The sequence below is a fragment of the Psychrobacter sp. H8-1 genome, assembly GCF_904846575.1.
In the GTDB taxonomy this organism is placed as follows: domain Bacteria; phylum Pseudomonadota; class Gammaproteobacteria; order Pseudomonadales; family Moraxellaceae; genus Psychrobacter; species Psychrobacter fulvigenes.
Window position 1 is genome coordinate 193,314 of sequence record NZ_CAJHBG010000001.1, and the last position, 24,934, is coordinate 218,247.

Annotated in this window: 17 protein-coding genes and 1 tRNA gene; 17 read left to right on the forward strand and 1 reads right to left on the reverse strand. The window is 44.4% G+C overall.

The genetic code is table 11. From position 1 onward, the window contains the following. The first annotated feature begins 300 nt into the window (after positions 1–300). The 10 genes from JMY01_RS00875 to JMY01_RS00920 all read left to right on the forward strand — a co-directional run bounded on the left by JMY01_RS00875 (position 301) and on the right by JMY01_RS00920 (position 14,030). Positions 301–376 (forward strand) — tRNA-Trp (locus tag JMY01_RS00875). Between the two features lie 53 nt (positions 377–429). Next, positions 430–915 (forward strand): preprotein translocase subunit SecE, encoded by a 486-nt coding sequence (gene secE, locus JMY01_RS00880; RefSeq protein ID WP_201573651.1) that lies wholly within the window; start codon positions 430–432, stop codon positions 913–915. A gap of 70 nt (positions 916–985) precedes the next feature. After that, positions 986–1,516 carry a transcription termination/antitermination protein NusG gene (nusG, locus tag JMY01_RS00885; protein WP_201573652.1) on the forward strand — a complete coding sequence of 177 codons (531 nt, stop codon included), beginning with the start codon at positions 986–988 and terminating at the stop codon, positions 1,514–1,516. A 94-nt stretch (positions 1,517–1,610) separates the two neighbouring features. Continuing rightward, entirely contained in the window at positions 1,611–2,042 is a 432-nt protein-coding gene (gene rplK, locus JMY01_RS00890; RefSeq protein WP_201573653.1) for a 50S ribosomal protein L11, read from the forward strand. Next, positions 2,042–2,743 (forward strand): 50S ribosomal protein L1, encoded by a 702-nt coding sequence (rplA, locus tag JMY01_RS00895; RefSeq protein ID WP_201573654.1) that lies wholly within the window; start codon positions 2,042–2,044, stop codon positions 2,741–2,743. The genes rplK and rplA overlap by 1 nt, the downstream gene beginning before the upstream one ends. Before the next feature lie 420 nt (positions 2,744–3,163). Then, a complete protein-coding gene (gene rplJ, locus JMY01_RS00900) occupies positions 3,164–3,691 on the forward strand; it encodes a 50S ribosomal protein L10 (RefSeq protein WP_201573655.1) in 528 nt (175 codons plus the stop codon). A gap of 126 nt (positions 3,692–3,817) precedes the next feature. Next, entirely contained in the window at positions 3,818–4,189 is a 372-nt protein-coding gene (rplL, locus tag JMY01_RS00905) for a 50S ribosomal protein L7/L12 (protein WP_201573656.1), read from the forward strand. Positions 4,190–4,819: 630 nt separating this feature from the next. Next, complete coding sequence (gene rpoB, locus JMY01_RS00910) at positions 4,820–8,938, forward strand: DNA-directed RNA polymerase subunit beta (protein ID WP_201573657.1); 4,119 nt, start codon at positions 4,820–4,822, stop codon at positions 8,936–8,938. A 174-nt stretch (positions 8,939–9,112) separates the two neighbouring features. Then, complete coding sequence (gene rpoC / locus JMY01_RS00915) at positions 9,113–13,330, forward strand: DNA-directed RNA polymerase subunit beta' (protein ID WP_201573659.1); 4,218 nt, start codon at positions 9,113–9,115, stop codon at positions 13,328–13,330. 166 nt (positions 13,331–13,496) lie between these two features. Next, positions 13,497–14,030, forward strand: a complete 534-nt coding sequence (locus tag JMY01_RS00920; RefSeq protein ID WP_201573662.1) for a DUF6586 family protein — start codon at positions 13,497–13,499, stop codon at positions 14,028–14,030. Between the two features lie 291 nt (positions 14,031–14,321). On the opposite strand, the gene JMY01_RS00925 is transcribed toward JMY01_RS00920, so the two are convergent. Further along, positions 14,322–16,958: a penicillin-binding protein 1A gene (locus tag JMY01_RS00925; RefSeq protein WP_201573664.1), complete on the reverse strand. Its 2,637-nt coding sequence runs from the start codon at positions 16,956–16,958 to the stop codon at positions 14,322–14,324. Between the two features lie 192 nt (positions 16,959–17,150). On the opposite strand from JMY01_RS00925, the gene JMY01_RS00930 reads away from it, so the two are divergent. From JMY01_RS00930 to aroB, 7 genes are all read left to right on the forward strand, one after another. Continuing rightward, the gene (locus JMY01_RS00930; RefSeq protein ID WP_201573666.1) at positions 17,151–18,206 is read left to right on the forward strand and encodes a pilus assembly protein PilM; all 1,056 of its coding nucleotides are present in this window, start codon (positions 17,151–17,153) and stop codon (positions 18,204–18,206) included. Continuing rightward, entirely contained in the window at positions 18,206–18,844 is a 639-nt protein-coding gene (locus JMY01_RS00935; protein WP_201573668.1) for a PilN domain-containing protein, read from the forward strand. The genes JMY01_RS00930 and JMY01_RS00935 overlap by 1 nt, the downstream gene beginning before the upstream one ends. Then, positions 18,841–19,545, forward strand: a complete 705-nt coding sequence (locus JMY01_RS00940; protein ID WP_201573670.1) for a type 4a pilus biogenesis protein PilO — start codon at positions 18,841–18,843, stop codon at positions 19,543–19,545. Before JMY01_RS00935 ends, JMY01_RS00940 begins: the two co-directional genes overlap by 4 nt. A 1-nt stretch (position 19,546) precedes the next feature. After that, positions 19,547–20,077 carry a pilus assembly protein PilP gene (locus JMY01_RS00945; protein WP_201573672.1) on the forward strand — a complete coding sequence of 177 codons (531 nt, stop codon included), beginning with the start codon at positions 19,547–19,549 and terminating at the stop codon, positions 20,075–20,077. Between the two features lie 27 nt (positions 20,078–20,104). Beyond that, positions 20,105–22,495, forward strand: coding sequence for a type IV pilus secretin PilQ (gene pilQ / locus JMY01_RS00950; RefSeq protein ID WP_201573674.1), 2,391 nt, complete (start codon positions 20,105–20,107; stop codon positions 22,493–22,495). Positions 22,496–22,676: 181 nt separating this feature from the next. Beyond that, positions 22,677–23,267, forward strand: a complete 591-nt coding sequence (gene aroK / locus JMY01_RS00955; RefSeq protein ID WP_201577010.1) for a shikimate kinase AroK — start codon at positions 22,677–22,679, stop codon at positions 23,265–23,267. Between the two features lie 278 nt (positions 23,268–23,545). Next, on the forward strand, positions 23,546–24,640 hold the full coding sequence (gene aroB / locus JMY01_RS00960) for a 3-dehydroquinate synthase (protein ID WP_201573676.1): 1,095 nt from the start codon (positions 23,546–23,548) through the stop codon (positions 24,638–24,640). Positions 24,641–24,934: the final 294 nt, after the last annotated feature.

Sequence of the window (24,934 nt, forward strand, 5' to 3'; positions counted from 1 at the left end):
GTGGGTAGGGGTAAATAGTTGAAGGTTTAAGGCTATTTGCTTACTGAAATAGACATGGGGTTCGCCAGTAAAGGGAGTAAGCGATAAAATCTCACTGGTTGCTATTGTAATTTTGAGTGTAGATTGTTATATTAGCGCTGCAGATTAGATACTGCATAGCGTTGATTTTTTATTTATTTTAGTGATACGACCTTGTGATACTTCTAATAAATAAAAAGCTGATGACTAAATAAGAAGTTTTTATCCTAAAAGCTTGCTTTCTATGCTAATTATTGTATAATGCTGTCCTTTAACACCCATAGGCGATTGGCTCAATTGGTAGAGCATCGGTCTCCAAAACCGAGGGTTGTAGGTTCGAGTCCTACATCGCCTGCCATCTTTTTATATCATATCTTTGTTGTACTCCACCATCTCCGAAGCGAGTTCTCTATGAGCAATAATCAAGATAACCTCGAATCTAAGTTATCTGATGCCAAGGCGACGGCTAGTGGAATGCTGACTAAAAATAAGCGCAAAGACAACGGCCCAAATACAGCGGTCGAAGTTGCGAAGACTGGATCAGCAAAAGATATGATGTTGTGGCTACTGGCCATTGCAGCCTTAATAGGGGCGACTTTAGTTAATCAGTATTTACCTGGCTATTGGCAGCTTGCCAATGATGTTTGGGTACGTATTGGTATTATTGTCGCCCTTGCTGTATTTGCGCTGGTTTGCCTAGCGCTGACCAATCAAGGTCGTGCCTTTAAAATATTATTAAGAGATGCGGCAGTTGAACTACGCCGTGTCACTTGGCCAGGTAAAGATGAGACCTTTCAATATACATGGCAAGTGATTGTCGTGATTGGTATTGTTGGGTTCTTTATTTGGTTGTTGGACAACTTTTTTAACTGGTTTGTGGGTTTGTTTATTGGTTAGTAGGTGCGTATTAGCGTCCTTTAACCCAAAGCCTTAGTTATGACTTACTTATAATGATCAGGAGCGTCAGATGCGTTGGTATATTGTCCAAGCGTTTTCAGGATATGAAAAACAAGTACAACGTTCACTAACTGATCGTATTAATCGTAGTGATTTTGCTGATTCATTTGGTGATGTATTAGTACCTACTGAAGAAGTCGTCGAAATGAAAGACGGCAAGAAGCGTAAGAGTGAGCGTAAGTTCTTTCCAGGATATGTATTGATCCAGATGGAAATGAACGACAATACTTGGCACATCGTCAAAGACTGTCCGCGCATAATGGGCTTTATTGGCGGTACACCTGAAGTACCTGCGCCCATCACGCAGGTAGAAGCTGATCGTATCTTAAATCGCCTAAATCAGACTGAAGCGACGCCGCGTCCGAAGACACTGTTCGAGCCAGGTGAAGAGCTATTGGTCATCGACGGTCCATTTACTGACTTTAAAGGGTTGGTAGAAAAAGTGGATTATGAAAAATCTAAATTACAGCTTACTGTAAACGTATTTAACAGGCCAACTCAGGTTGAGCTTGAGTTTAGCAAGGTTGAAAAACTAGACTAAACCGCTAAAAATTTCATCAACAGGGGAGCCGTTAATCAACACTGTATGAATATACAATCTTGATTTGGCGCTATCACCCATTTAGGAGAGTATCATGGCTAAGAAGATTGATGGTTACATCAAACTACAAGTGCCTGCAGGCAAAGCAAACCCTTCACCACCGATTGGTCCAGCATTGGGTCAAAAAGGCGTGAACATCATGGCGTTCTGTAAAGAATTTAACGCTGCAACTGCAAATCAAGAGCCAGGTTTGCCGATCCCTACTGAGATCACTGTCTATAGCGATAAGTCATTTACCTTCATCATGAAGTCACCACCAGCTGCGTTTTTGCTACGCAAAGCTGCTGGTATTGCTAAAGGTTCAGGCGAACCAAATACTGCTAAAGTCGGTAAAGTAGATCGCGCTCAACTTGAAGAGATCGTTAAGACTAAAGATGCAGACTTAACTGCAGCTGATCTTGATGCTGCTGTCCGTACCATTGCTGGTACCGCTCGTTCAATGGGTATTACCGTGGAGGGTGTATAATGTCTAAGCTAACCAAACGTCAAAAAGAAATTCAAAGCCGTATTGAGCACGAAAAACAGTACACGCTTGAAGAAGCAGTGCAAATCCTAAATGATTTGCCACCTCTAAAGTTCAAAGAGTCTATTGATATCGCGATAAACTTGGGCGTTGACCCACGTAAATCTGATCAAGTGGTTCGTGGCGCTACCAATCTACCTGCTGGTACTGGTAAAACCAAACGCGTTGCTGTATTTGCTCAAGGCGCTGCTGCTGAAGCTGCAAAAGAAGCTGGTGCAGACATCGTTGGTTTTGAAGATCTAGCAGAAGAGATCAAAGCTGGTAACATGGATTTTGACGTTGTCATCGCTGCACCAGACGCTATGCGTGTTGTTGGTCAGTTAGGTACTATTCTAGGCCCACGTGGTCTAATGCCTAACCCAAAAGTTGGTACAGTAACGCCTAACGTTGCTGAAGCCGTTACTAACGCAAAAGCTGGTCAAGCACAGTATCGTGTTGACAAAGCAGGTATTATCCATGCCACTATCGGTCAAGTTGGCTTTACTGCTGAGCAAGTAGCACAAAACGCTCAAGCACTAGTCGCAGATCTAAAGCGTGCGAAGCCTGCTACTTCTAAAGGTATTTATATCAAGAAGATGACATTATCTAGCACGATGGGCCCAGGTCTAACACTTGATCCTGTTCCATATCGCCTTGCTAAATAAAAAATCAGCTATTGATGGCTAATAAGTGCAACTTGTTTAAATATTTTAAATAAAAGCACAAACGAATTTTAAAGAATTAGGTCAGCGTAGCAACCGCTATGCTGTCTAAGACCGTAGGTAGAAAGCAGTTTAATAAGATTGTTTACAACTTCTCGGAGTTGTTTTTAATAGTATTAAGCTGGTTTTGTTAATCGATGACAGATGAAAATCTTAATTGTCCTACGCAGACGGTGACCCACCCATTTTGATATGAGTTGATAGAGCGGTATTCATACCAACCTATTTCTCAACGTCATTCTGATAACGGTGCCGTAATCAGTCGTTATTGATAGGTTCTATGTTTGTAGGATTTATAGATAACGTGTCGTATCAAGTCAATCTTAGCTTTATCGAGATTGATTAGATTAAAGGAGTCAACTTATGGCATTAACGCTAGAACAAAAACAACAAGTTGTGGCTGAAGTGTCTGAAGTTGCTGCTAATGCTTACTCAGCAGTAGCTGCCGATTATCACGGTATTGGTGTTGCAAAGCTTACTCAGCTGCGCGAACAAGCCCGTGAAAAAGGCGTCGTTTTGAAAGTGGTAAAAAACACCCTAGCAAAACGCGCTTTTGAAGGCACTAGTTTTGAGTGCATGTCAGACAGTATGACTGGTCCATTACTTTTGGCTTTCTCTATGGAAGATTTGGGATCTGCTGCTCGAGTCATTTTTGACTTTAGTAAAGATAACAAAGCCCTTGAGACCAAATTGGTATCAGTCGGTGGTGAATTATTTGGCCCTGAAGAATTAGAGCGTGTAGCGAAGCTTCCAACTCGCGACGAAGCAATCTCTATCTTGATGGCTACTATGAATGCACCAGTGACCAAGCTTGTCCAGACTATGAACGCAGTTCCTGGCAAGTTCGTTCGCACTGTAGCAGCAGTCAAAGACGCAAAAGAAGCTGCTTAATTGCTTGTTTTAACGTAACTTTAACATCGCAGTCTGTATTTTATTGTCAACACTATTTGAAAATTTGGCAAGCAGTCAAAGCGATATTAAAATCAATTAAATATTATCAGATAACGGAGAGTTCTCATGGCACTATCTAAAGAAGATGTGTTAAACGCAATCGCTGAAATGTCAGTAATGGATATCGTTGAGCTAATCAGCGACATGGAAGAAAAATTCGGCGTAACAGCTGCTGTTGCTGCTGCTGCACCTGCTGCCGCTGCTGCTGGTCCTGCTGCTGAAGAAAAAGATGAGTTTGACGTTGTTCTTGCCAGCTTTGGCGAGAAGAAAGTTGCAGTCATTAAAGCAGTACGTGAAGCGACTGGCCTTGGTCTAAAAGAAGCGAAAGACTTGGTTGAAAGCGCTCCAGCTCCAATCAAAGAAGCCGCTCCTAAAGCAGAAGCTGAAGAGTTGAAGAAGAAGCTTGAAGAAGCTGGTGCAACTGTTGAACTAAAATAAGTTTAACGCTGTGCTAAAAAAGCTGGTAATGCCTTGCATTACCAGCTTTTTTTTATTATAATTGTCAGCTTGACCTTTTGTGTCTGCCAACATACGTATGCATCAACGGTGGATACCCATCAAAAGGACACACTATATACATGCACGCAAACACGCCAGTTTTTGAAATCAGTTAATTTAGGCTAAACGTCCTGAGATGTTTGGCATTTTTTTGTGTCTGTATACTTCCTATTAGCAATAACGTTTTATTTAACCTGATTTGTTTGGATCTTAATTATTTTAGCATAGCTCTACTGTCAGTTCGTAAGCTTATCGACGGTAGATATCAGTGACGACATTACTTATATAAAATTGCAAAAACTTAATATTACGGTTATTAAATCCGTATGTTATTGAAATATAGAGTAATAGCTGTCATATAGTGGTATTTAGATATTAGTGTAAAGTCAATGTTGTGTGTTACGTATGCACAGTTTATTAAATTATTAAGCAGTCATTAACTGAGCATCACCGTTTCTTTTATTATCGTTTTCGTCGCCAAGTTTGCACAATGTTTATACAGATGGTATTGATTTGATGCACGCTGGTTACGCTTTCAATTTGTTTTCACGTCTACTGTAAGGACTCTCGATGGCATATTCTTATACTGAAAAAAAGCGTATTCGCAAAAGTTTTGCTGAATTGCCCACTGTGATGGACATTCCCTATTTACTGTCTATCCAAGTAGATTCTTACGAGCAATTTTTGCAAGAGCACAAAAAGCCAAAAGCTCGTGAGAATACTGGTTTGCAAGCTGCGTATTCCTCTATTTTCCCAATTGAGAGTCACTCTGGTAATGCTGAGTTGCAATTCGTTGAATATTACTTAGGTACGCCTGAGTTTGATGAGCGTGAATGTATTTTACGTGGATCAACCTTTGCTGCACCGATGCGTGTCAAAATTCGCTTAATTATCAAAGATAAAGACAGCAAAGATAAAGACAGTAAAGCGGCGATCAAAGACATTCGTGAGCAAAGCGTCTATATGGGCGAGATGCCACTGATGACCGATAACGGTACCTTTATTATTAACGGTACTGAGCGCGTAATCGTATCACAGCTACATCGCTCACCTGGTGTGTTCTTTGACCATGATAAAGGCAAGTCACATTCAAGCGGTAAAGTACTTTATAACGCTCGTATTATCCCATACCGTGGTTCATGGCTTGATTTTGAATTCGATGCCAAAGACTTGGTTTTTGCGCGTATTGACCGTCGTCGTAAGCTATTGGCGTCTATCATCCTACGTGCGTTGGGTTTGACCACTGCCGAAATCTTAGAGACTTTCTTTGATAAAGTTGCGGTTTACAAGGGTGAAGAGCAGTTCGAGATTGATTTGGTACCCGATCGTTTGCGCGGTGAAATGGCACAGTTCGATATCGTATCACCTGAAGGTGATGTACTGGTTGAGCAGGGCAAACGTATTAATGCCCGCCGTATCCGTCAGATCGAAGAAGCGGGTATGACGCGTATCGCTGTACCTGATGAATACTTATATGAGCGTATCTTAGCAGAAGATATCATCGTTAATGACGAAGTTATCGCTCATGCTAATACGCCTATTGATCATGAGCTATTGGTCAAGTTGAGCGCGTTTGAGGCCAGCGAGTCTATCAAAGAGTTCAGCATACTGTTTACCAACGATATCGACCAAGGTAGTTATATCGCTGATACGCTACGTGCTGATAGCACTTCAAGTCGTGAAGAAGCCTTGATCGAAATCTATAAAGTGATGCGCCCAGGTGAGCCACCAACGGTTGAGACCGCTGAGAAGCTGTTTGAAAGCATGTTCTTTAACGCTGATCGTTATGATTTATCTAATGTCGGTCGTATGAAGTTCAACCGCCGTCTTGGTCTTGATTTTGTAGATACCGACGATCCTGATATCCAGCGTGAGCGCAGTGTCTTAAACAACGACGATATCGTCAATGTATTAAAAGAGCTGATCGAGATCCGTAACGGTCGCGGCGAAGTTGATGATATTGACCATTTAGGTAACCGCCGTATTCGTTCAGTGGGCGAGATGGCAGAGAACCAGTTCCGCGTCGGTTTAGTACGTGTTGAGCGTGCGGTGAAAGAGCGTCTAAGCTCAGCTGAGTCTGATAACTTGTCACCGCAGGATTTGATTAACTCAAAACCTGTCGCTGCGGCGGTCAAAGAATTCTTTGGTTCAAGCCAGTTGTCACAGTTTATGGATCAGAACAACCCATTATCTGAAGTGACGCATAAGCGCCGTGTATCAGCATTGGGGCCAGGTGGTTTGACCCGTGAGCGTGCAGGCTTTGAAGTACGTGACGTCCATGACACCCATTATGGTCGCGTTTGTCCAATTGAGACCCCTGAAGGTCCAAACATTGGCTTGATCAACTCATTAGCCACCTTTGCTAAAACCAACAGCTTTGGTTTCTTAGAAACCCCTTATCGCCGTGTGGTTGATGGTAAAGTGACTGACCATATTGAATATCTCTCAGCGATTGAAGAGGTCGGTACTGTGATTGCACAGGCTGACTCGCCAATGACTGAAGATGGAGCGCTCAGTGACGAGATGGTCAGTGTGCGTAGCTATGGTGAGTTTGTACGTATGCCGCCAGAAAAAGTGACGCATATGGATGTGTCGCCAAGTCAGGTTGTATCGGTAGCTGCAGGTCTTATTCCGTTTCTAGAGCATGATGATGCTAACCGTGCCTTGATGGGCTCGAACATGCAGCGTCAGGCCGTTCCAACACTGCGTGCTGATAAGCCGTTAGTGGGTACAGGTATGGAGCGTCACGTTGCACGTGATTCTGGTGTTTGTGTGATTGCTAAACGTGGCGGTGTGATTGAAGACGTTGATGCGTCGCGTATCGTAGTACGTGTCAATGAAGATGAGATGACTGCTGGTGAAGCAGGTATTGATATCTATAACTTGATCAAATACACACGCTCAAACCAAAACACTTGTATCAACCAGCGTATTATCGTCAACCAAGGCGATGAGATAGCCCCAGGTGATATCTTGGCTGACGGTCCTTCAACGGATCTAGGTGAGCTAGCACTAGGTCAGAACATCCGTATCGCCTTTATGCCGTGGAATGGTTACAACTTCGAAGACTCAATCTTGCTTTCTGAAAAAGTCGTGAAAGAAGATCGTTTCACCACGATTCATATTCAAGAACTGACTTGTGTTGCACGTGATACCAAGTTAGGTACGGAAGAGATTACAGCTGATATTCCTAACGTTGGTGAAGCAGCATTATCAAGCCTTGATGAGGCTGGTATCGTCTATATCGGTGCAGAAGTTGACGCGGGCGATATCTTAGTGGGTAAGGTCACGCCAAAAGGTGAGACCCAGCTTACGCCAGAAGAAAAACTGCTACGTGCCATCTTTGGTGAAAAAGCGGCTGATGTGAAAGACACGTCATTGCGTGTGCCAACATCAAGTAAGGGTACGGTCATTGACGTACAGGTCTTTACTCGTGATGGTGTCGAAAAAGACGCCCGTGCTCGCGCCATTGAAAAGTCGCAGCTTGATAGCTATCGCAAAGATTTAAAAGAAGAGCTACGTATCTTTGAAGAAGCGGCACGTGGTCGTATCAGCACTTTGCTTGACGGCCAAAAAATCAGTGGTGGTTCAGGTCTAAAAGCTGGTACTGTCATGAAAGCTGCTGATATGAAAGACATGAGTCTTGAGACTTTACTTGATATTCAGCCAGTTGAGGAAGAAATCTCTGAGCGTTTGACGCAAATCGCAGAGTACTTGGTCGATAAGCAAAAAGACATCGATACCAAGTTCGCTGAGAAAAAACGTAAATTGACGGCGGGCGATGATTTGCAGCATGGCGTACAAAAAATCGTTAAGGTTTACTTAGCGGTTAAGCGCCGTATTCAGCCTGGTGATAAGATGGCTGGTCGTCATGGTAACAAAGGGGTGGTATCACGTATCATGCCAGTTGAAGACATGCCTTACGATGAGCATGGCAATACCGTTGACATCGTCCTAAACCCGCTTGGTGTCCCGTCGCGTATGAACATCGGTCAGGTACTCGAGACGCATTTAGGGATGGCAGCAAAAGGCTTAGGTGAGAAGATTGACGGTATGCTCAAAGCGCAAGCGGCAATCAAAGATTTGCGTGATTTCTTAGACCAAATCTATAACAAAGTTGGTGGTGAACAAGTTGATCTTGATAGCCTGTCTGACGACGATATCATGGCGCTTGCGGGTAACCTACGTGAAGGCGTTCCGATGGGTACGGCAGTATTCGACGGTGCACATGAGCATCAAGTGAAAGATTTGCTTGAGCTAGCTGGCTTAGACAGAGATGGTCAGCAGACATTGTATGATGGTCGTACGGGTCAAAAGTTTGATCGTAAAGTGACTGTTGGTTATATGTACATGCTCAAGCTTAACCACTTGGTTGATGACAAGATGCATGCACGCTCAACAGGTTCTTACTCACTGGTTACTCAGCAGCCACTAGGTGGTAAAGCTCAGTTCGGTGGTCAGCGCTTCGGTGAGATGGAAGTGTGGGCATTAGAGGCCTACGGTGCCGCTTATACCTTGCAAGAGATGTTAACCGTGAAGTCGGATGATGTTGAAGGCCGTACGCGTATGTATAAGAACATCGTTGATGGTGAGCAGTACATGGATCCAGGTATGCCTGAATCGTTTAACGTACTGACCAAAGAAATCAAATCACTAGGTCTTAATATTGAGTTAAAAGAGACCCACTAAGCTTAAAAATTAATGTTTTAAACTTAGGCGTCACGCTAAAAGCAGCATGTTCATTGCTGCTGCTTTTAGTCATTTATCTCAACCCTATTCATTGCCTTCATTCATCTTGCTATATGACGTTACCTAACGTGGTATAACGCGGCCAGATGATTATAAAGATAACGGAGAAGCAACTTGAAAGATTTACTCGATATCATGCAAAGCCCTACCGCTAGCGGTAACCGTGAATTTGATAGTATCCAAATTACACTGGCTTCACCAGACGTGATTAAATCATGGTCACATGGTGAAGTTAAAAAGCCTGAAACCATTAACTATCGCACGTTTAAGCCTGAGCGTGACGGTCTGTTTTGTGCCAAAATCTTTGGCCCAGTAAAAGACTTCGAATGTCTGTGTGGTAAGTATAAGCGCCGTAAGTTCCAAGGCGTCATCTGTGAAAAATGTGGTGTTGAAGTCACCACTGCCAAGGTGCGTCGTGATCGCATGGGTCATATTGACCTAGCCAGCCCTGTTGCCCATATTTGGTTCTTAAAATCATTACCAAGCCGTATTGGTTTATTGCTAGATATGACGCTACGTGACATTGAGCGTGTGTTATATTTTGAAAGTTACATCGTCACTGAGCCTGGTTTAACTAGCTTAGAGCGCTATCAGTTGCTTGATGATGAAGATTACTTTCGTGCGCTTGAAGAATTTGGTGATGAGTTCGTTGCCAAGATGGGCGCTGAAGCCGTTCAAGATCTACTAAAAGACATCGATCTAGATCTTGAGATTGATGAATTACGTGAAGCGATTCCGCAAACCGGTTCTGAGACTAAGCTTAAAAAGATGTCTAAGCGTCTTAAGCTATTAGAAGCGTTCCGTGACTCGCATAACAAGCCTGAATGGATGGTGATGAACATCTTACCAGTCCTACCACCAGACTTGCGCCCATTAGTACCACTAGAAGGTGGACGTTTTGCGACTTCAGATCTAAACGATCTCTATCGCCGCGTCATCAACCGTAACAACCGTCTCAAGCGTTTGCTTGAGCTTAGCGCCCCTGACATCATCGTACGTAACGAAAAGCGTATGCTACAAGAGTCAGTAGATGCTTTGCTAGACAACGGTCGTCGCGGTCGTGCTATCACTGGTAGTAATAAACGTCCACTTAAATCTTTGGCAGATATGATCAAAGGTAAGCAAGGTCGTTTCCGTCAAAACTTACTTGGTAAGCGTGTTGACTACTCTGGTCGTTCGGTCATCGTAGTGGGTCCAACGCTACGCTTGCATCAGTGTGGTCTGCCAAAGAAAATGGCGCTAGAGCTATTCAAGCCATTTACTTATAACAAACTATTATCACATGGTTTGGCAACGACGATCAAAGCCGCCAAAAAGATGGTTGAGCGTGAAGAGCCACAAGTGTGGGATATGCTAGCCATGGTTATTCGTGAGCATCCAGTGCTCCTTAACCGTGCACCAACACTGCACAGATTGGGTCTACAAGCGTTTGAGCCAGTATTAATTGAAGGTAAAGCGATTCAGTTGCATCCATTGGTCTGTACCGCGTTTAACGCTGACTTTGATGGCGACCAAATGGCGGTACACGTGCCATTAACCTTGGAAGCTCAGCTTGAATCACGTGCGCTAATGATGTCTACCAACAACATCTTGTCACCTGCGAACGGTGATCCAATCATCGTACCATCACAAGACGTTGTATTGGGCTTGTACTACATCAGCCGCTCATCGGTGAATGCAAAAGGTGAGGGCATGGTGTTTGCTTCAGTCAATGAAGCATTGCGTGCTATTGGTTCGAATGACTTGCATGTAAACGCCAGAATTAAAGTACGTGTGACCGAGACTCATATCGATGAAGAAGGCAATCGCACCAAAGAAACCAACCTAAAAGATACGGTTGCTGGGCGTTTGCTGATCTGGAATATTATGCCAAAAGGTATGGTGTTTGATGAGTGTAATCAGGAGATGACGAAGAAAAACATCTCAAAGCTGATTAACTCGTGCTACCGTAAAATGGGTGTCAAAGACAGTGTTATGTTTGCTGACCAATTGATGTATCTTGGTTTTGCCCAAGCAACATTATCTGGTGTGTCTATTGGTATTGATGACATGGTCATTCCGCCAAGCAAAGTACAGATCATCGAAACTGCAGAAGGCGAAGTACGCGAAATTGAAGATCAATTTGAGCAAGGTTTTGTGACTGCTGGTGAGCGTTATAACAAAGTTGTCGATATTTGGTCACGTACCAATGACAAAGTCGCTAAAGCGATGATGGATAACTTGGCCACTGACAAAATCATGAATGCTGAAGGTGTCGAGGAAGAGCAGAAGTCCTTTAACTCTATCTTCATCATGTCAGACTCTGGTGCTCGTGGTAGTGCGGCACAGATTCGTCAGCTTGCTGGTATGCGTGGTTTGATGGCAAAGCCGGATGGCTCGATCATTGAGACGCCGATTAAAGCCAACTTCCGTGAAGGTCTGACGGTACTACAGTACTTTATCTCTACTCACGGTGCGCGTAAAGGTCTAGCAGATACGGCATTGAAAACCGCTAACTCTGGTTACCTGACTCGTCGCTTGGTTGACGTGGCACAAGATTTGGTTATTACTACCGAAGACTGTGGTACTGAGCAAGGCTTGCTCATGACACCGCATATTCAAGGTGGCGAGATCATCGAAAGGCTTGGTGAGCTAGTGCTTGGCCGTGTCACTGCTCGTGATGTGACCTATAATGATGATGATTCAAAAGTATTGGTGCCAGCAGGTACCTTGATCGATGAGCATTGGGTCGAGATTCTTGATGACAATGCAATCGATGATATTTGGGTACGCTCAGTCATTACTTGTGATGTTGCACATGGTGTTTGTTCACAGTGCTATGGCCGTGACCTTGCTCGTGGTCATAAAGTCAATATCGGTGAATCAGTCGGTGTTATGGCTGCTCAGTCTATCGGTGAGCCAGGCACACAGCTTACGATGCGTACTTTCCACGTGGGCGGGGCGGCAAGCTCAGCGTCTGTGGACAACAGCATCTCTGTACGTAATGCCGGTCAAGCGCATTTTGAGAACATGAAGACTGTTGAGCACATCGATGGCCATTTAGTTATTGTATCGCGCTCAGCTGAAATTGCGTTAACGGATGAGCTAGGCCGTGAGCGTGAGCGCTATAAAGTTCCTTATGGTTCAAGCGTATTGGTTAAGAACGAAGAGCAGGTCGAAGGTGGTCAAACCATCGCAAAATGGGATCCGCACACGCATCCAATTATCACAGAATTTGCGGGTACAGCACGCTTCAGTGATATCATTGATGGCTCGACAGCGACAGTTAAAGTGGACGACGCCACTGGTATGAGCTCGTTTGAAATTCTAGCGACACGTGATCGTTCAAGCTCAGCTAAAGATTTACGTCCAGCGATTATCTTGAATACTGACGAAGGCAAAGAAGTGGTTTACTTCTTACCAGCCGAAACCATCATTCGTGTTAGCGATGGCGAAAAAGTAGCGGCAGGTTCGATCCTAGGTCGTGTACCACAAGCAACGTCAGGTACCAAAGATATTACCGGTGGTCTACCACGTGTTGCTGACTTGTTTGAAGCCCGTCGTCCGAAAGATCATGCCATCATGGCAGAGATGACAGGTGTCGTTAGTTTCGGTAAAGAGACTAAAGGCAAAAACCGCTTTATCATTACCAATGAAGATGGCGAAGTGCATGAAGAGCTGATCCCGAAATGGCGTCAGATCAACGTCTTTGAAAACGAGACAGTAGCACGCGGTGAGATTATCGCTGACGGTCCACAAAACCCGCACGATATCTTACGCTTAAAAGGTGAGACTGCGCTTGCTGACTATATCGTAAACGAAGTACAGGACGTTTACCGCTTGCAAGGGGTAAAAATCAACGATAAGCACATCGAAGTTATCATTCGTCAGATGCTGCGTAAAGTTGAAGTCACTGATGCTGGCGACTCTAGTCACTTTAAAGGTGATCAGATCGAATATGCTGATTTGAAAACCGAAAACGACAAGCTAGTTGCAGAAGATAAGTTCCCAGTACAGTATGAGCGTCAATTACTAGGTATCACTAAAGCCAGTCTGGCCACTGAAAGCTTCATCTCAGCGGCTTCCTTCCAGGAAACGACGCGTGTACTAACGGCGGCGGCTGTTACTGGTAAGCGTGATGAGCTACGTGGTCTTAAAGAAAACGTGGTTGTTGGTCGCTTGATCCCTGCTGGTACGGGTCTTGCTTATCATAAAGCTCGTAAAGATATGTCTGAGCAAAAACTGCAAGACAAAGACATCAATGCTGCTTTTGATATGACTGCTAGTACCGATAGCAAAGACTTCGCCAGTTTTGATGAAGCCTTTGCGCAAGAGCTTAGTCAAGACAGCTAGTCTTCAGCACGTTCTATAACGTTTTAGTATTGATATAAAAAGCCAGCCTTGTTGCTGGCTTTTTTGTGCGCGTAAAAAATAAAAACTCACCCTTATACTGTAAAAAAAATAGTAAACTGAGCAAGCCGATTTACAATCGTCTTTAATTTAATATGAGGATAAGCACATGGCTGGTAAAAGTCGCGTTGCCAAATACCAAGCAGATAGAACCAATCAAAAGCTATATTTTTGCCGTCTCGCCTGTCAAGCAGCTGGGAGTAGCAATGATAAGCAGTTGTATCAAGCACATTGTGAAACGGCTATCTTTCATTTATACGGATCTTTTTTGGCCTTTATGCAAGAGCTTGCGCAGTTCTATAGCTTGGATATGACTGTGCCAACGTTAGAGAGTATCGAGCAAGAACTCAGCGCACGCACCCAAGTATCGCCAGAAATACAGCGTTTGCAACAGTTGCAGCAACAAGGGTTTTTGGCCAATATTGAGCGTGCTTATCAGCGCTGCTTATACGCAGTTATAAAAGATCAGCCGATTAGTGAAGACGTTGGTATGAACGATACTGGCAAAGAGCCAAGAGACTTGATCGTTAATGTGGTCACGCTGTCAAATCAATGGCTGCCTGATGAGGCAACCATACGTGAATGGCGTCAGCAGCTGTTAGAGCTGATTGAGCAACTGCGTGCTGGCATGGTAGAGTTTTAAAAACCAATGAGGGAATAATGAAAATCTATGCAATGAGTATGTGGTTGATAGGCAGTGATTAGTAAATATAGTCGGAGCACTTTTAAACCGCTACGGTGTTACCCGCCCTAGATGTACTTAGTGTACTACCTGCGGTCGGTCGCCTTGTAGCGATTTTAAAATTCCTTTTTAAAATTCCTTGACTATACTGATTAAATCGTTATATACATCAAAAAAAGCTTACTCAGATCAATGAGTAAGCTTTTTAATTTGGACAGCATTAGACAGTATTTGATGGCAGAAAAACCTGCCTTACTCTGGCATCACGGGCATACGCTCTACTGGCGTCACTGTCAGCGGGTTTTGAGGAACGCTATCATTAGCAGTGTTACGGTTATTACTACGTTGGTTATTACCACCTTCTTCAACAGTTGGTTCAGGCTCAGGTTGCTTGCGCTGCTGGGTTTTTGGCTTGGCTGGTTTGGCAGTGCCTGTGTCTATAATTTCTTCATCAGACGATATAACACCGTCATCAGTCATTCCTAATATACGCTGCTTTTGTTTCTTTGACTTTGAGCGATTATTGAGCGACACCCACTGATAAGGTGTGCCTTTTAGATCCGCTCTCATGAAGTCAATCCATACTGGCAAAGCTGCGACCCCGCCATACTCGCGGCGCCCTAGTGTCGATGGCTGATCAAAGCCCATCCAAACGACCGTCGCGTTGGTTGGGTGAAACCCTGCAAACCATGCGTCTTTTGCTTCGTTGGTTGTACCTGTTTTACCGCCGATATCGCTACGGCCTAGAGCTTTGGCTCTTGTTGCTGTACCGCGCTGTACCACATCGCGCAAGATATCGGCCATCTCATATGCTACTCGTGGTGTCAAAATACGCGGCGCTTGGGTGGCTGTTGAGTATTGTACTAAAGGTGCTTTTAAACGATCTGATTCTGGACTGGCGTCGTAAACCGTTAAATTGATTGCTGTGTCATCTTGTACCTCGCCATCTTCTGAGCCTTGCTCTTCAGTGGTGAGTTCTGATAGTTCGTTAGCAGCCTCTTCTGCCGCTTTTTGATCTTCAATGAGCTGTTGATTAAGATCTTCTATTTGTTCATTAAAGCAAAGCGCACACGCCTGTTGTGGATTGGCTTGGAATAATAGCTCGTTTTCGTGATTATATATTTGTTGTATAAAGTAAGGCTGTACGCGGTGGCCGCCATTGGCAAAAGTTGCATACGCAGTCGCCATTTGTAGAGGCGTTGCTTGCCCAGTACCAAGCGCTAGCGACAGGGTAGTTGGTAGCTTTTCTTTATCAAGTCCAAACTGATCTAGCAAATCGCGAGCGTCAGAGATGCCAATAGCTTGTAATAAGCGAATAGAGACTAGGTTACGTGAGAGGTATAGCCCGCGGCGGAGAGTAATATCTCCCAAAAAGCGTCCATCCGAGTTTTTTGGTTTCCAGTCACCCACCTGAATAGGTTGATCTGAAATGATACTGTCTGGGCGATAGCCTTTTTCTAGAGCAGCGGTATAAACCAGTGGTTTAATAATTGAGCCTGGTTGGCGCCAGCCTTGCAATGCACGGTTAAACTTACTGTGATTAAAGTCAAAGCCGCCGACAAGTGCTTTTACAGCCCCTGTATCAGGATTTAAGGAGACTAGGCTGCCTTGAACCTCAGGTATTTGTGCCAGCTTCCAACCACCGCTGCTGGTTGGTATTAAGCGAATGATATCGTTTTTGCTGACCACTTGGCTTGCGTTACTCGGATAGTAACCGATACGATCGGCGGAGATATACTTGCGTGCCCAACTCATCCCTGACCAATTAACGGTAACGTCCTCACCGGATGGCATGGTGGCTTCAAAGCTGCGCGAATTAACTTTGGTGACCTTGGCTGGATACATCCCACCATAGCGTCGAAAGTTCTCTAGCGGCTCATCATTTGCTTCTGCTCCGCGCCAGCCATGACGATGATCATATGCAACCAATCCTTTTAGTACGGCCGATTCAGCGGCTTGTTGTGCTTCGCTATCAACAGTAAGGCGCACCCGCCAACCACCATTAACGACTTGTTCACCATAGCGGTTAACCAGTGCATAACGAGTCATTTCTGCCAAATAAGGCATGTTTACATCAAGCTTTTCTTGATAGAGCTTGAGTCCGATAGGAGCGTCAATCGCTTCATCGTATTGCGCTTGGCTGATATAGCCAAGCTCATGCATACGGCCAATTATCCAATTACGGCGCGTGAGTGCGCGCTCTGGGTTGGCAACGGGATTATACTTCGAAGGTGCCTTGGGTAGGCCTGCAAGCATGGCTACCTCAGCAATGGTGAGGTTTTCTAAAGATTTGCTATAGTATTTTTTGGCAGCGGCACGAATACCGTATGCGCCTTCACCCAGATATATTTTGTTGACATATAATGTCAAGATTTCGTTTTTACTGAGTTCGTCTTCCATTTTGCGGGCGACGAAAAGCTCAGTCAGCTTACGGTTTAACGTACGCTCAGAGCTCAAAAAGTAGTTTTTGGCGACCTGCATGGTAATAGTAGAGCCGCCTGTTTGCGTATCATCATCAGTGACTGCTTCCGTGACAGCGCGCCCAAGACCTTTGAGACTAATGCCCGTATGCTGAAAAAATGAGGAGTCTTCTGCTGCTAAGAAGGCATTGGTTAAATCTGTAGGGATTTCATCAAAGGTAACCGGTAGAGACAACCGATTACCATACTGACCTATCAGCTTGTCATCACTGCTATAGATCTGCAAAGGCATCTCGAGACTGGCAGTTTTTATTTCTTGAATACTGGGCAAAGTCGGTGCTAAATACATAGCCATACCGTAAAAGCCGATTGGCACAGTTAATGCAAGGATAACTGCAAGTGCTAGGCAAGCAATAACCAGTCCCACCAAGAAGTGTAAGAGACGAGCAGTAGCATTTTTTTGGGTCATAGTCAGACTTATCGATTAAAATTCGCAGCAAATAATATATTATACATCGAACAAAACAGGCAGGTCATACTAAAAGTGTAATTTACCGCATAAGTCTCTATAAACACTTGAATCTGTCATTTAAGTAACGTATTGTATTCAATTATTACAAAAACATATCAGAATGTACAATTTATATAAGGTAAAGCGCTTGTGAGGCTACTTTCTTCTAAAGGGCGACATTTGGTTGGGGTGGATATATCTGCTACCTCAGTAAAACTGGTCGACATACAACGTCAACAGGGCAGATTCCATCTGAAATGTTATGGCATTGAAGGATTGTCGCCAGGTGCGGTTGTCGATAAGCTGATTGTCGATACTGAAGAAGTCGGTGCTGCTATCGCACGCTTAGCAACACGCTGTCAGGTGGCAGGTGGTGATGCAGCGACGGGAGTCTCAGGATCCTCGGTTATTACCAAAATCATTGATATGGATATGAAACTAAGCGATGTGGAAAGAGAAGCTCAAATTCGCTTGGATGCAGATCAATATATTCCTTATCCCTTAGATGAGGTCAATCTAGATTTTGAAGTCCTCGGTCCTTCTTTACTCGATGATAATCTGGTACAGGTTTTGCTGGCAGCATCGCGCTCAGAAAACGTCGATCAGCGTGTTGATGCACTAATTTTTGGCGGTTTAAAAGCGAAGATAGTAGATATCGAATCACACGCTATTGAGCGTGCGTTTGAACTCATGGTAGACAGTTTGCCCAATATGCCTGAGTTGGTTGCTATCGTTGATATTGGTCATCATCAGACGACTTTATATATCGCGAAAGATGGTGAGTTTGTCTATAGCCGTGAGCAATTATTTGGTGGATTACAGCTGACACAAGCCATTCAAGACCGCTATGGTTTATCGTTTGAAGAGGCGACAATCAATAAGCGTGAGCGCGTGCTACCAGATGACTATTATACAGAAATCTTAACGCCCTTTATGGAAAGCACCATTCAGCAAATTACTCGCTCGTTGCAGTTTTATTTTTCTTCGAGTCAGTACAATAGTATCGATCAAGTGGTGCTGGCAGGCGGCAGTAGCTCTATTCCAGGTCTACCTGGAATGGTGCAGCAGAAGCTGGGCGTACCAGTGACTGTCGCAAATCCGTTTATCAACATGACCATAGATCCCAGCATAGACAATGAGCAACTGGCAATTGATGCCGCAAGTTTAATGGCCGCTTGTGGCCTTGCGTTAAGGAGCTTTGACTAATGGCTCGTATTAACCTACTGCCTTGGCGGCAAGAAGAGCGCGAACGCCGTAATAAAGAGTTTATTACCTTGGTGGCTGCCGTGACCTTGCTGGCACTATTGACAGCGTTCGCAACATGGAGCTATTTCAATAATGAGCTTGATGAGCAGCGTGATGCAAATGCGCTTATCACTCAAGAAAACACTCGCCTAGATACTGCGCTTGTTGAGATTGATAGCTTAGAGCAACGCCGTGATGATATTGTTTCACGCATGCAAGTCATTCAAGATCTACAAGGTCGACGTCCAGTTCCAGTACATTTATGGGATGATCTGGCAAAAGCCATGCCCGCTGCGCTTTATTTAAATAATCTAAAGCGTGAAGATAATACGCTTATCTTAACGGGCCTGGCAGATAATCCCAATGTGGTTTCAAGCTTGATACGAAACTTAGATGCCAGCAAGTGGATGGGTAATTCTGCAGTACGCAATATTCAACAAAATATCAGTGCCTACCAACCCGCGCCTGCACTCAATACTGGTAAACAGTCACGTCCAACATACCCTGAAGACAGCTACGTGCAGTTTGTTATCACCACACAGGTTCAGTCACAGACTGCTAATACTGATGATGGCGCTGAGACTGGAGGTGAACTGTGAAGCTTACTCGCAAAAAAAGCCTAATCAAGGCCAAAAAAACCGCCAAACAAAGCAATAAAAAGCAATTTGATTTTAATGATTTTCGACGTAGCTTTGAATCTTTAGATACTGAAAACTACGGCAGCTGGCCAATACCAGTCAAAGTGACGATATTTGGTTTCATTATTGCTTTTATTGCAGCGTTATCTTGGGCGCTACCTATCAGTAGCAAGATAGATGAGATCAAAGCTGCAGAAAACGAACAGCAGGTTTTACTTGAAAGCTACCGTAAAAAAGAGTCGCGCGCCCGTCATTTAGAAGCCTATAAAATACAGGTCGCTCAGATGGATGTTGAGTTCAATACCTTGCTTGATCAATTGCCAAAAGATACTCGGGTATCAGAACTGGTAGAAGGCATCAACATGACAGGTGTTGGCAGTAATATTCGTTTTCAAGACATATCAGTTGAAGCTGAGATTGAAAATGAATTTTTCATTGAGCAGCCAATTCGTATTGCCGCTATAGGTGAGTATCATCAGTTCGGTAGCTTTATTAGTGGGCTTGCAGCCTTACCACGTATTATTACCATGCACGATTTTGAGGTCAGTAATCCGAAACCGACTCTAGATACGTTACCAGAGTTGAACTTAGTACTACAGACCAAAACTTATCGTTCAAAAGAAATAGCTGAAACTGATGCGGCTACAGAAGGAGGTAATTGATATGAGTGCTAAAGTACCAGCCCTTCTGACACTCGCCATCGCAGCTTTAACGCTGACTGGATGCTCTGATCGCATTGGCATGGCAGAACAGGCGATGAATGAAATTCGTAACTCACCCTCGCAGCCGATTGAGCCACCACCAAAAGCTGAGCTAGTAGATGACTTTGTCTATAGCGCAAGTATGCTACGCAGTCCGTTTTTACCACCAAGCCTTGTGAGTGTGCAAGGCTCAGACACTCCTTTGGATGGTGTGCGCCCTGATATTACTCGTACCAAAGAGCCGCTTGAGCAATATGAGCTATCACAGCTAACGTTTCGCGGTATGTTGATATCTCCTGAAGGGCAGCAGTACGCTCTCATCCAGCGCCCAGATGGCTCAGTGGCAAGTGTCAAAGTAGGTGACTATATGGGATTAAACGACGGCCGTATTGTTGAGATTACGCCGACCCAAATTAATTTGATTGAAATTGTGCCAGACAGCCGCGCAGGGTTTACTGAAAGACCTCAGTCGTTGGTCTCTCCTATAAACTAAATTGGCAGATTTTTTGAGGAATAAGTAATGACAGTACGCAATAACAAGGTAATGACGATGAGTAACCGTGTTTCCTCTACTTTCGCCATATCTGCCTCGCGCTTTGCTATACCTGCATTGGCAGTCAGTATGGTCGCCATCAGTAGTACAGCCTATGCTGACCAGCGTATCGATAATATCTCTGTGGTACAAACCGCGCCTGCCGTCACTCAGATGCGCTTAGGTTTTAATGGTGCTCCAGTATTGCCGGCTGCTTATCAGCTTGATAACCCAAGCCGTTTGGTTCTAGATTTCGAGCAAGTGCAAAATGGTCTGGCTAGCCGATTTAACGACTACAATATTGGTATGGTTAACGAAGTGACGACTTTGAGTAATGACAGTACCACACGTCTGATTGTTGGGCTAAAACAAAGCGGTAACTATACCACCGCTGTTGATGGCAATGATCTGCTACTCACCATCACGGATCCTAACCGGCCAGTGGTGATGACCAGTCCAGCTGTCACGCAAGTACCAGTTGCTGCAAGAGCAAACATGAATGCAGCTGATAATACAGCGTTGACCACGACTGCCATCGTCACGCCTATCGTTGAGACCAGTAGTGCAGGTGTCACGCCTATCGTTACGAATTCGGGTACCGTACAGGTAAAAGCGCCTACTGATACCATGGTTGTACGTGTTAATCCTTTATTAGATCCTAGGCTTGCCGCTTCGCAAGTGAGTAAGCAGTACAGCTATGATGGTTTGAGCGCATTAAACTTCTCAGCAGGTGGCAATGGCGGCGGCAATATTAGTATCGCATTAGTCAATGAAGCCATTCCTATTGATGTACAACGCCAAGGCAATAAGCTGGTTGTGCGTATGACGGGTAGTACCATACCTCGCAACCTATTGCGCCGCCTTAATGTCAATAGTGGTCTGGTCGAGAGCATCGATACCAAAAACCAAGGTCAAAATGGGGTTATCACCATCAATATGACGGGTGATTATGAGTATCAAGCCTACCAGTCTGGCAATCAGCTTAACGTGAGTATCGACAAACCTGAGCTATTACGTGAGCCGACCCTTGAAGAGAAAGTCTATAGTGGTGAAGCGCTGTCTATGGAGTTTCAAGATGTTGAAATTCGTAGCGTTCTGGATATCTTAGCGCAGTTTACTGAAATGAATATTGTGGCTAGTGATTCGGTGGCTGGTAATATTACCTTGCGTCTTATCAATGTGCCTTGGGATCAAGCGCTCGATATCATCTTAAAGAGTAAAAACCTAGGTAAACGTGAAAATGGCAATGTCATTTTGATTGCGCCTTCGGTTGAACTTGCCCAACAAGAAGCGCAGGAGCTAGAAGCTCAGCAGGCCGTCGAAGCCTTTGCGCCACTACGTACGGAATACATTCGTCTTAGCTATGCCAAAGCCTCAGATGTGTTTAACCTTATCTCTCAAGGTAGTGGCTCATCAGGTGGCAATCGCGGCGTAGATGATAATAGTAGCTTATTGTCCAACCGTGGTACGGTCACGATTGATGAGCGTACCAATACGCTTATTATTAAAGATGTGGCTGATAGTATTGAAAACATTCATAGACTGATCAGCAAAATCGATATTCCTGTGCGCCAAGTCATGATTGAAGCGCGGATTGTTAGCGCGACGGACAGCTTTAGTAAAGAGATTGGGGTGCGCTGGGGTATCTTATCAAACGGTGCGGCCAACAACCGTAACCTGTTAGTGGGTGGTAGTAATCAGACGCTATGGGATCTAAAAGACTTCGATGTAGAAACAACGACAGTCAATGGCCAGACGGTATCCTATCCATCATACGATATAAGCCGTCCTGATAATCTAAACGTCGACTTAGGAGTGTCTAATCCAGCGGGCAGTATTGCTTTTGGTTTGCTCAGCATGTCAGATGTGATGCTTGATCTTGAGTTATCAGCACTGCAAGCAGATAACCGTGGTGAGGTCATCTCCACTCCCAAAGTGTTGACAGCGGATAAACAAACGGCCAAAGTTTCTTCTGGTACGCAGATTCCTTATCAGGAAGCGGCAGCCAGTGGTGCGACGTCTACCAGCTTTAAAGAAGCGGCATTGAGTTTGGAAGCTACGCCAAACATTACTCCAGATGGCAAAATTGGTCTGCAGCTATTGATTACCAACGGTACACCTACCATCATTAATAATCAGGTAGCTATTGCGGAAGACTCTATCTCTACTAACGTCATTGTAGAAGATGGTCAAACAATCGTACTTGGCGGTGTGTTTAAAAACCGTACATCTAATGGGGTAGATAAGGTACCTTTCTTAGGAGACTTACCTTATATCGGTCGTGCGTTCCGTAGAGATGTACGTAGTAATGCCAAAGAAGAGCTACTCATTTTTGTCACACCAAAGCTGATTAACGATGGTGTCAGTCGCTTAGATTAATAAGCCGTCTAATGACATTGATAGCAAAAAAGCAAGCCTATATCTTTAGGCTTGCTTTTTTTATAGGTGAATTTTGTCCATTACAACAGATTGACTGGATTTTATCCATAATAATCGGCGCTCATTACTAGCCAGAATATCGATGACGTTGTATGATAGTTGATTTATCTGAGTGAGTACTATGTTGGAGGAATTGCCATCGGTATTTTTAGTCGGGCCGATGGGAGCGGGAAAAACGACCATTGGCCGATTGCTTGCTAAGCAGTTAGGGCGTGAGTTTGTGGACAGCGACTGGTATGTCGAGTCGCAAACGGGTGCTGACATTGCTTGGATATTTGCCAAAGAAGGTGAGGCGGGGTTTCGTGCGCGTGAGACACGAGCAATCGATGAGCTGACTCAGCGTAAGCAAATCGTCCTTGCAACTGGCGGCGGTGCCGTCATGAGCGCTGACAATCGGAGGTTTTTGCACCAGCGCGGTATTGTGGTGTATCTGAATGCGCCTGTTGATGTACAAATGGCGCGTACGGCAAAAGATAAGTCACGTCCACTATTGCAGCAGCCAAACCCTAGGCAAATCTTGCAGAATCTATACAGTACTCGCGATCCTTTATATCGAGAAGTTGCGCATATTATAATGCCGACTGGGCACACTTATCCACGTCATATGGTGAGTCAGCTACTGCGTCATCTTGAGTCATTTTGGGCACTTAAAAGCACCAAGCCTAGCAGTGCGACAAGTGAGTGTATAGAGTCAGATACCAAGCCAAGTTAAAGGGTGCGTATAGTGAGTCCTAAATAAAAAGAGTACAGTTTTTACGGCGTGCTACTGGGATGAATTTTCTTTGCTTGCTGTGCGACTTCGTCACTCCAGAGGCTGCATAAAATTCATCCCAGTAACACTGTATTTATTTTATAGTGGATCGACTATGTAGCACAGCAGTCACTAAAAAACTTTTAAGTTTAGATAAGATTTTCTGATGAACGGCTTTCTTTTTTTAGAAAAAGTCTCTTTTGAGTGATACAGCAGAGATTACAACATAGGAATGCTTTATGGCAACGTCACTGTTTAATGAGGGCTTAACGGTTCATACTCAAAGTCATGATTACCCAATAGTTATTACCGACCAGTGTGATATGGCAGAGCAGGTTGCGCCTTATATTAGTGGTCAGCAAGTATTGATTGTCACCAATGAGACGGTTGCGCCCCTATATTTGCAGCAGCTGCAAGAGCAATTAGCAAAGTCCTATACTGTTGCAGTCTGCAGTTTGCCAGATGGGGAGCAATACAAAAACCAAGCCAGCATCAATCAGATCTATGATGCTCTAATGGCACAACACTTTAATCGCGACGTGACTTTGATTGCGCTTGGTGGTGGGGTGGTTGGTGATATGGCTGGTTTTGCGGCTGCAAGCTTTATGCGTGGGGTGAATTTTATCCAAATCCCAACGACGCTACTGTCACAGGTTGATTCAAGCGTTGGTGGCAAAACAGGTATCAATCACAGCCAAGGAAAAAATATGATTGGCGCTTTTTGGCAGCCACAAATGGTACTGGCTGACATGAGTACGCTGCAAACCTTACCTGCACGCGAACTATCGGCAGGACTGGCTGAGGTGATTAAATATGCTCTAATCATGGATATCGAGTTTTTAGAGTGGCTTGAAGTAAATCTACCTGCCATGTTGGCGCTGGATTTGGCAATACTTGGTGAGGCAGTGAAGCGCTGCTGTGAATATAAAGCTGATCTCGTCGCTCAGGATGAGAGAGAAGCGGGAGTACGCGCGTTATTAAACTTCGGTCATACCTTTGGGCATGTGATTGAAACGCATGAAGGGTATGGTAACTGGTTGCATGGTGAGGCCGTTGCTGCTGGCATGGTACAAGCCGCTGAGCTGTCGCAAAAAATGGGCTGGCTTAGTCTTGATGATGTGGCTCGTATTAAGCGCGTATTGACACTGGCCAACTTGCCCGTTAATCCACCAGCGATCGCCACCGATGTTGCTCTAAATCTTATGGGTCATGACAAAAAAGTGAAAAGCGGACAGATTCGTCTGATTTTGTTAAAATCATTAGGACAAGCTGTATTAACAGATGATTTTGATACGCAATTACTGACAGAGGTATTGTCACAACAGGCAGGCTAAAGTATCGCTTGGTTAAACTGAGAGTGACTGAGTAGCGAGTCATTAAGTATAGCCGGAGCACTTTTAAACCGCTACGGTGTTACCCGCCCTAGATGTACTTAGTGTACTATCTGCGGTCGGTCGCCTTGTAGCGATTTTAAAATTCCTTGACTATAGCGAATGCTTCGGTCTTCATAAGTAGGATATATGTGTTTTTCATTAGCCATATGTAGTCTAAATTAACGCTGACAACCTATCAGGTGTTATGATAGCGCTAGCCCTCTAATGAATACTTTAATGGTTATTAGCATTGTT

Excerpts from the sequence above, each read along its gene's own strand:
- secE (WP_201573651.1), top strand. The coding sequence starts at position 430 with ATGAGCAATAATCAAGATAACCTCGAATCTAAGTTATCTGATGCCAAG.
- nusG (WP_201573652.1), top strand. The coding sequence starts at position 986 with ATGCGTTGGTATATTGTCCAAGCGTTTTCAGGATATGAAAAACAAGTA.
- rplK (WP_201573653.1), top strand. The coding sequence starts at position 1,611 with ATGGCTAAGAAGATTGATGGTTACATCAAACTACAAGTGCCTGCAGGC.
- rplA (WP_201573654.1), top strand. The coding sequence starts at position 2,042 with ATGTCTAAGCTAACCAAACGTCAAAAAGAAATTCAAAGCCGTATTGAG.
- rplJ (WP_201573655.1), top strand. The coding sequence starts at position 3,164 with ATGGCATTAACGCTAGAACAAAAACAACAAGTTGTGGCTGAAGTGTCT.
- rplL (WP_201573656.1), top strand. The coding sequence starts at position 3,818 with ATGGCACTATCTAAAGAAGATGTGTTAAACGCAATCGCTGAAATGTCA.
- rpoB (WP_201573657.1), top strand. The coding sequence starts at position 4,820 with ATGGCATATTCTTATACTGAAAAAAAGCGTATTCGCAAAAGTTTTGCT.
- JMY01_RS00920 (WP_201573662.1), top strand. The coding sequence starts at position 13,497 with ATGGCTGGTAAAAGTCGCGTTGCCAAATACCAAGCAGATAGAACCAAT.
- JMY01_RS00925 (WP_201573664.1), bottom strand. The coding sequence starts at position 16,958 with ATGACCCAAAAAAATGCTACTGCTCGTCTCTTACACTTCTTGGTGGGA.
- JMY01_RS00935 (WP_201573668.1), top strand. The coding sequence starts at position 18,206 with ATGGCTCGTATTAACCTACTGCCTTGGCGGCAAGAAGAGCGCGAACGC.
- JMY01_RS00945 (WP_201573672.1), top strand. The coding sequence starts at position 19,547 with ATGAGTGCTAAAGTACCAGCCCTTCTGACACTCGCCATCGCAGCTTTA.
- pilQ (WP_201573674.1), top strand. The coding sequence starts at position 20,105 with ATGACAGTACGCAATAACAAGGTAATGACGATGAGTAACCGTGTTTCC.
- aroK (WP_201577010.1), top strand. The coding sequence starts at position 22,677 with ATGTTGGAGGAATTGCCATCGGTATTTTTAGTCGGGCCGATGGGAGCG.
- aroB (WP_201573676.1), top strand. The coding sequence starts at position 23,546 with ATGGCAACGTCACTGTTTAATGAGGGCTTAACGGTTCATACTCAAAGT.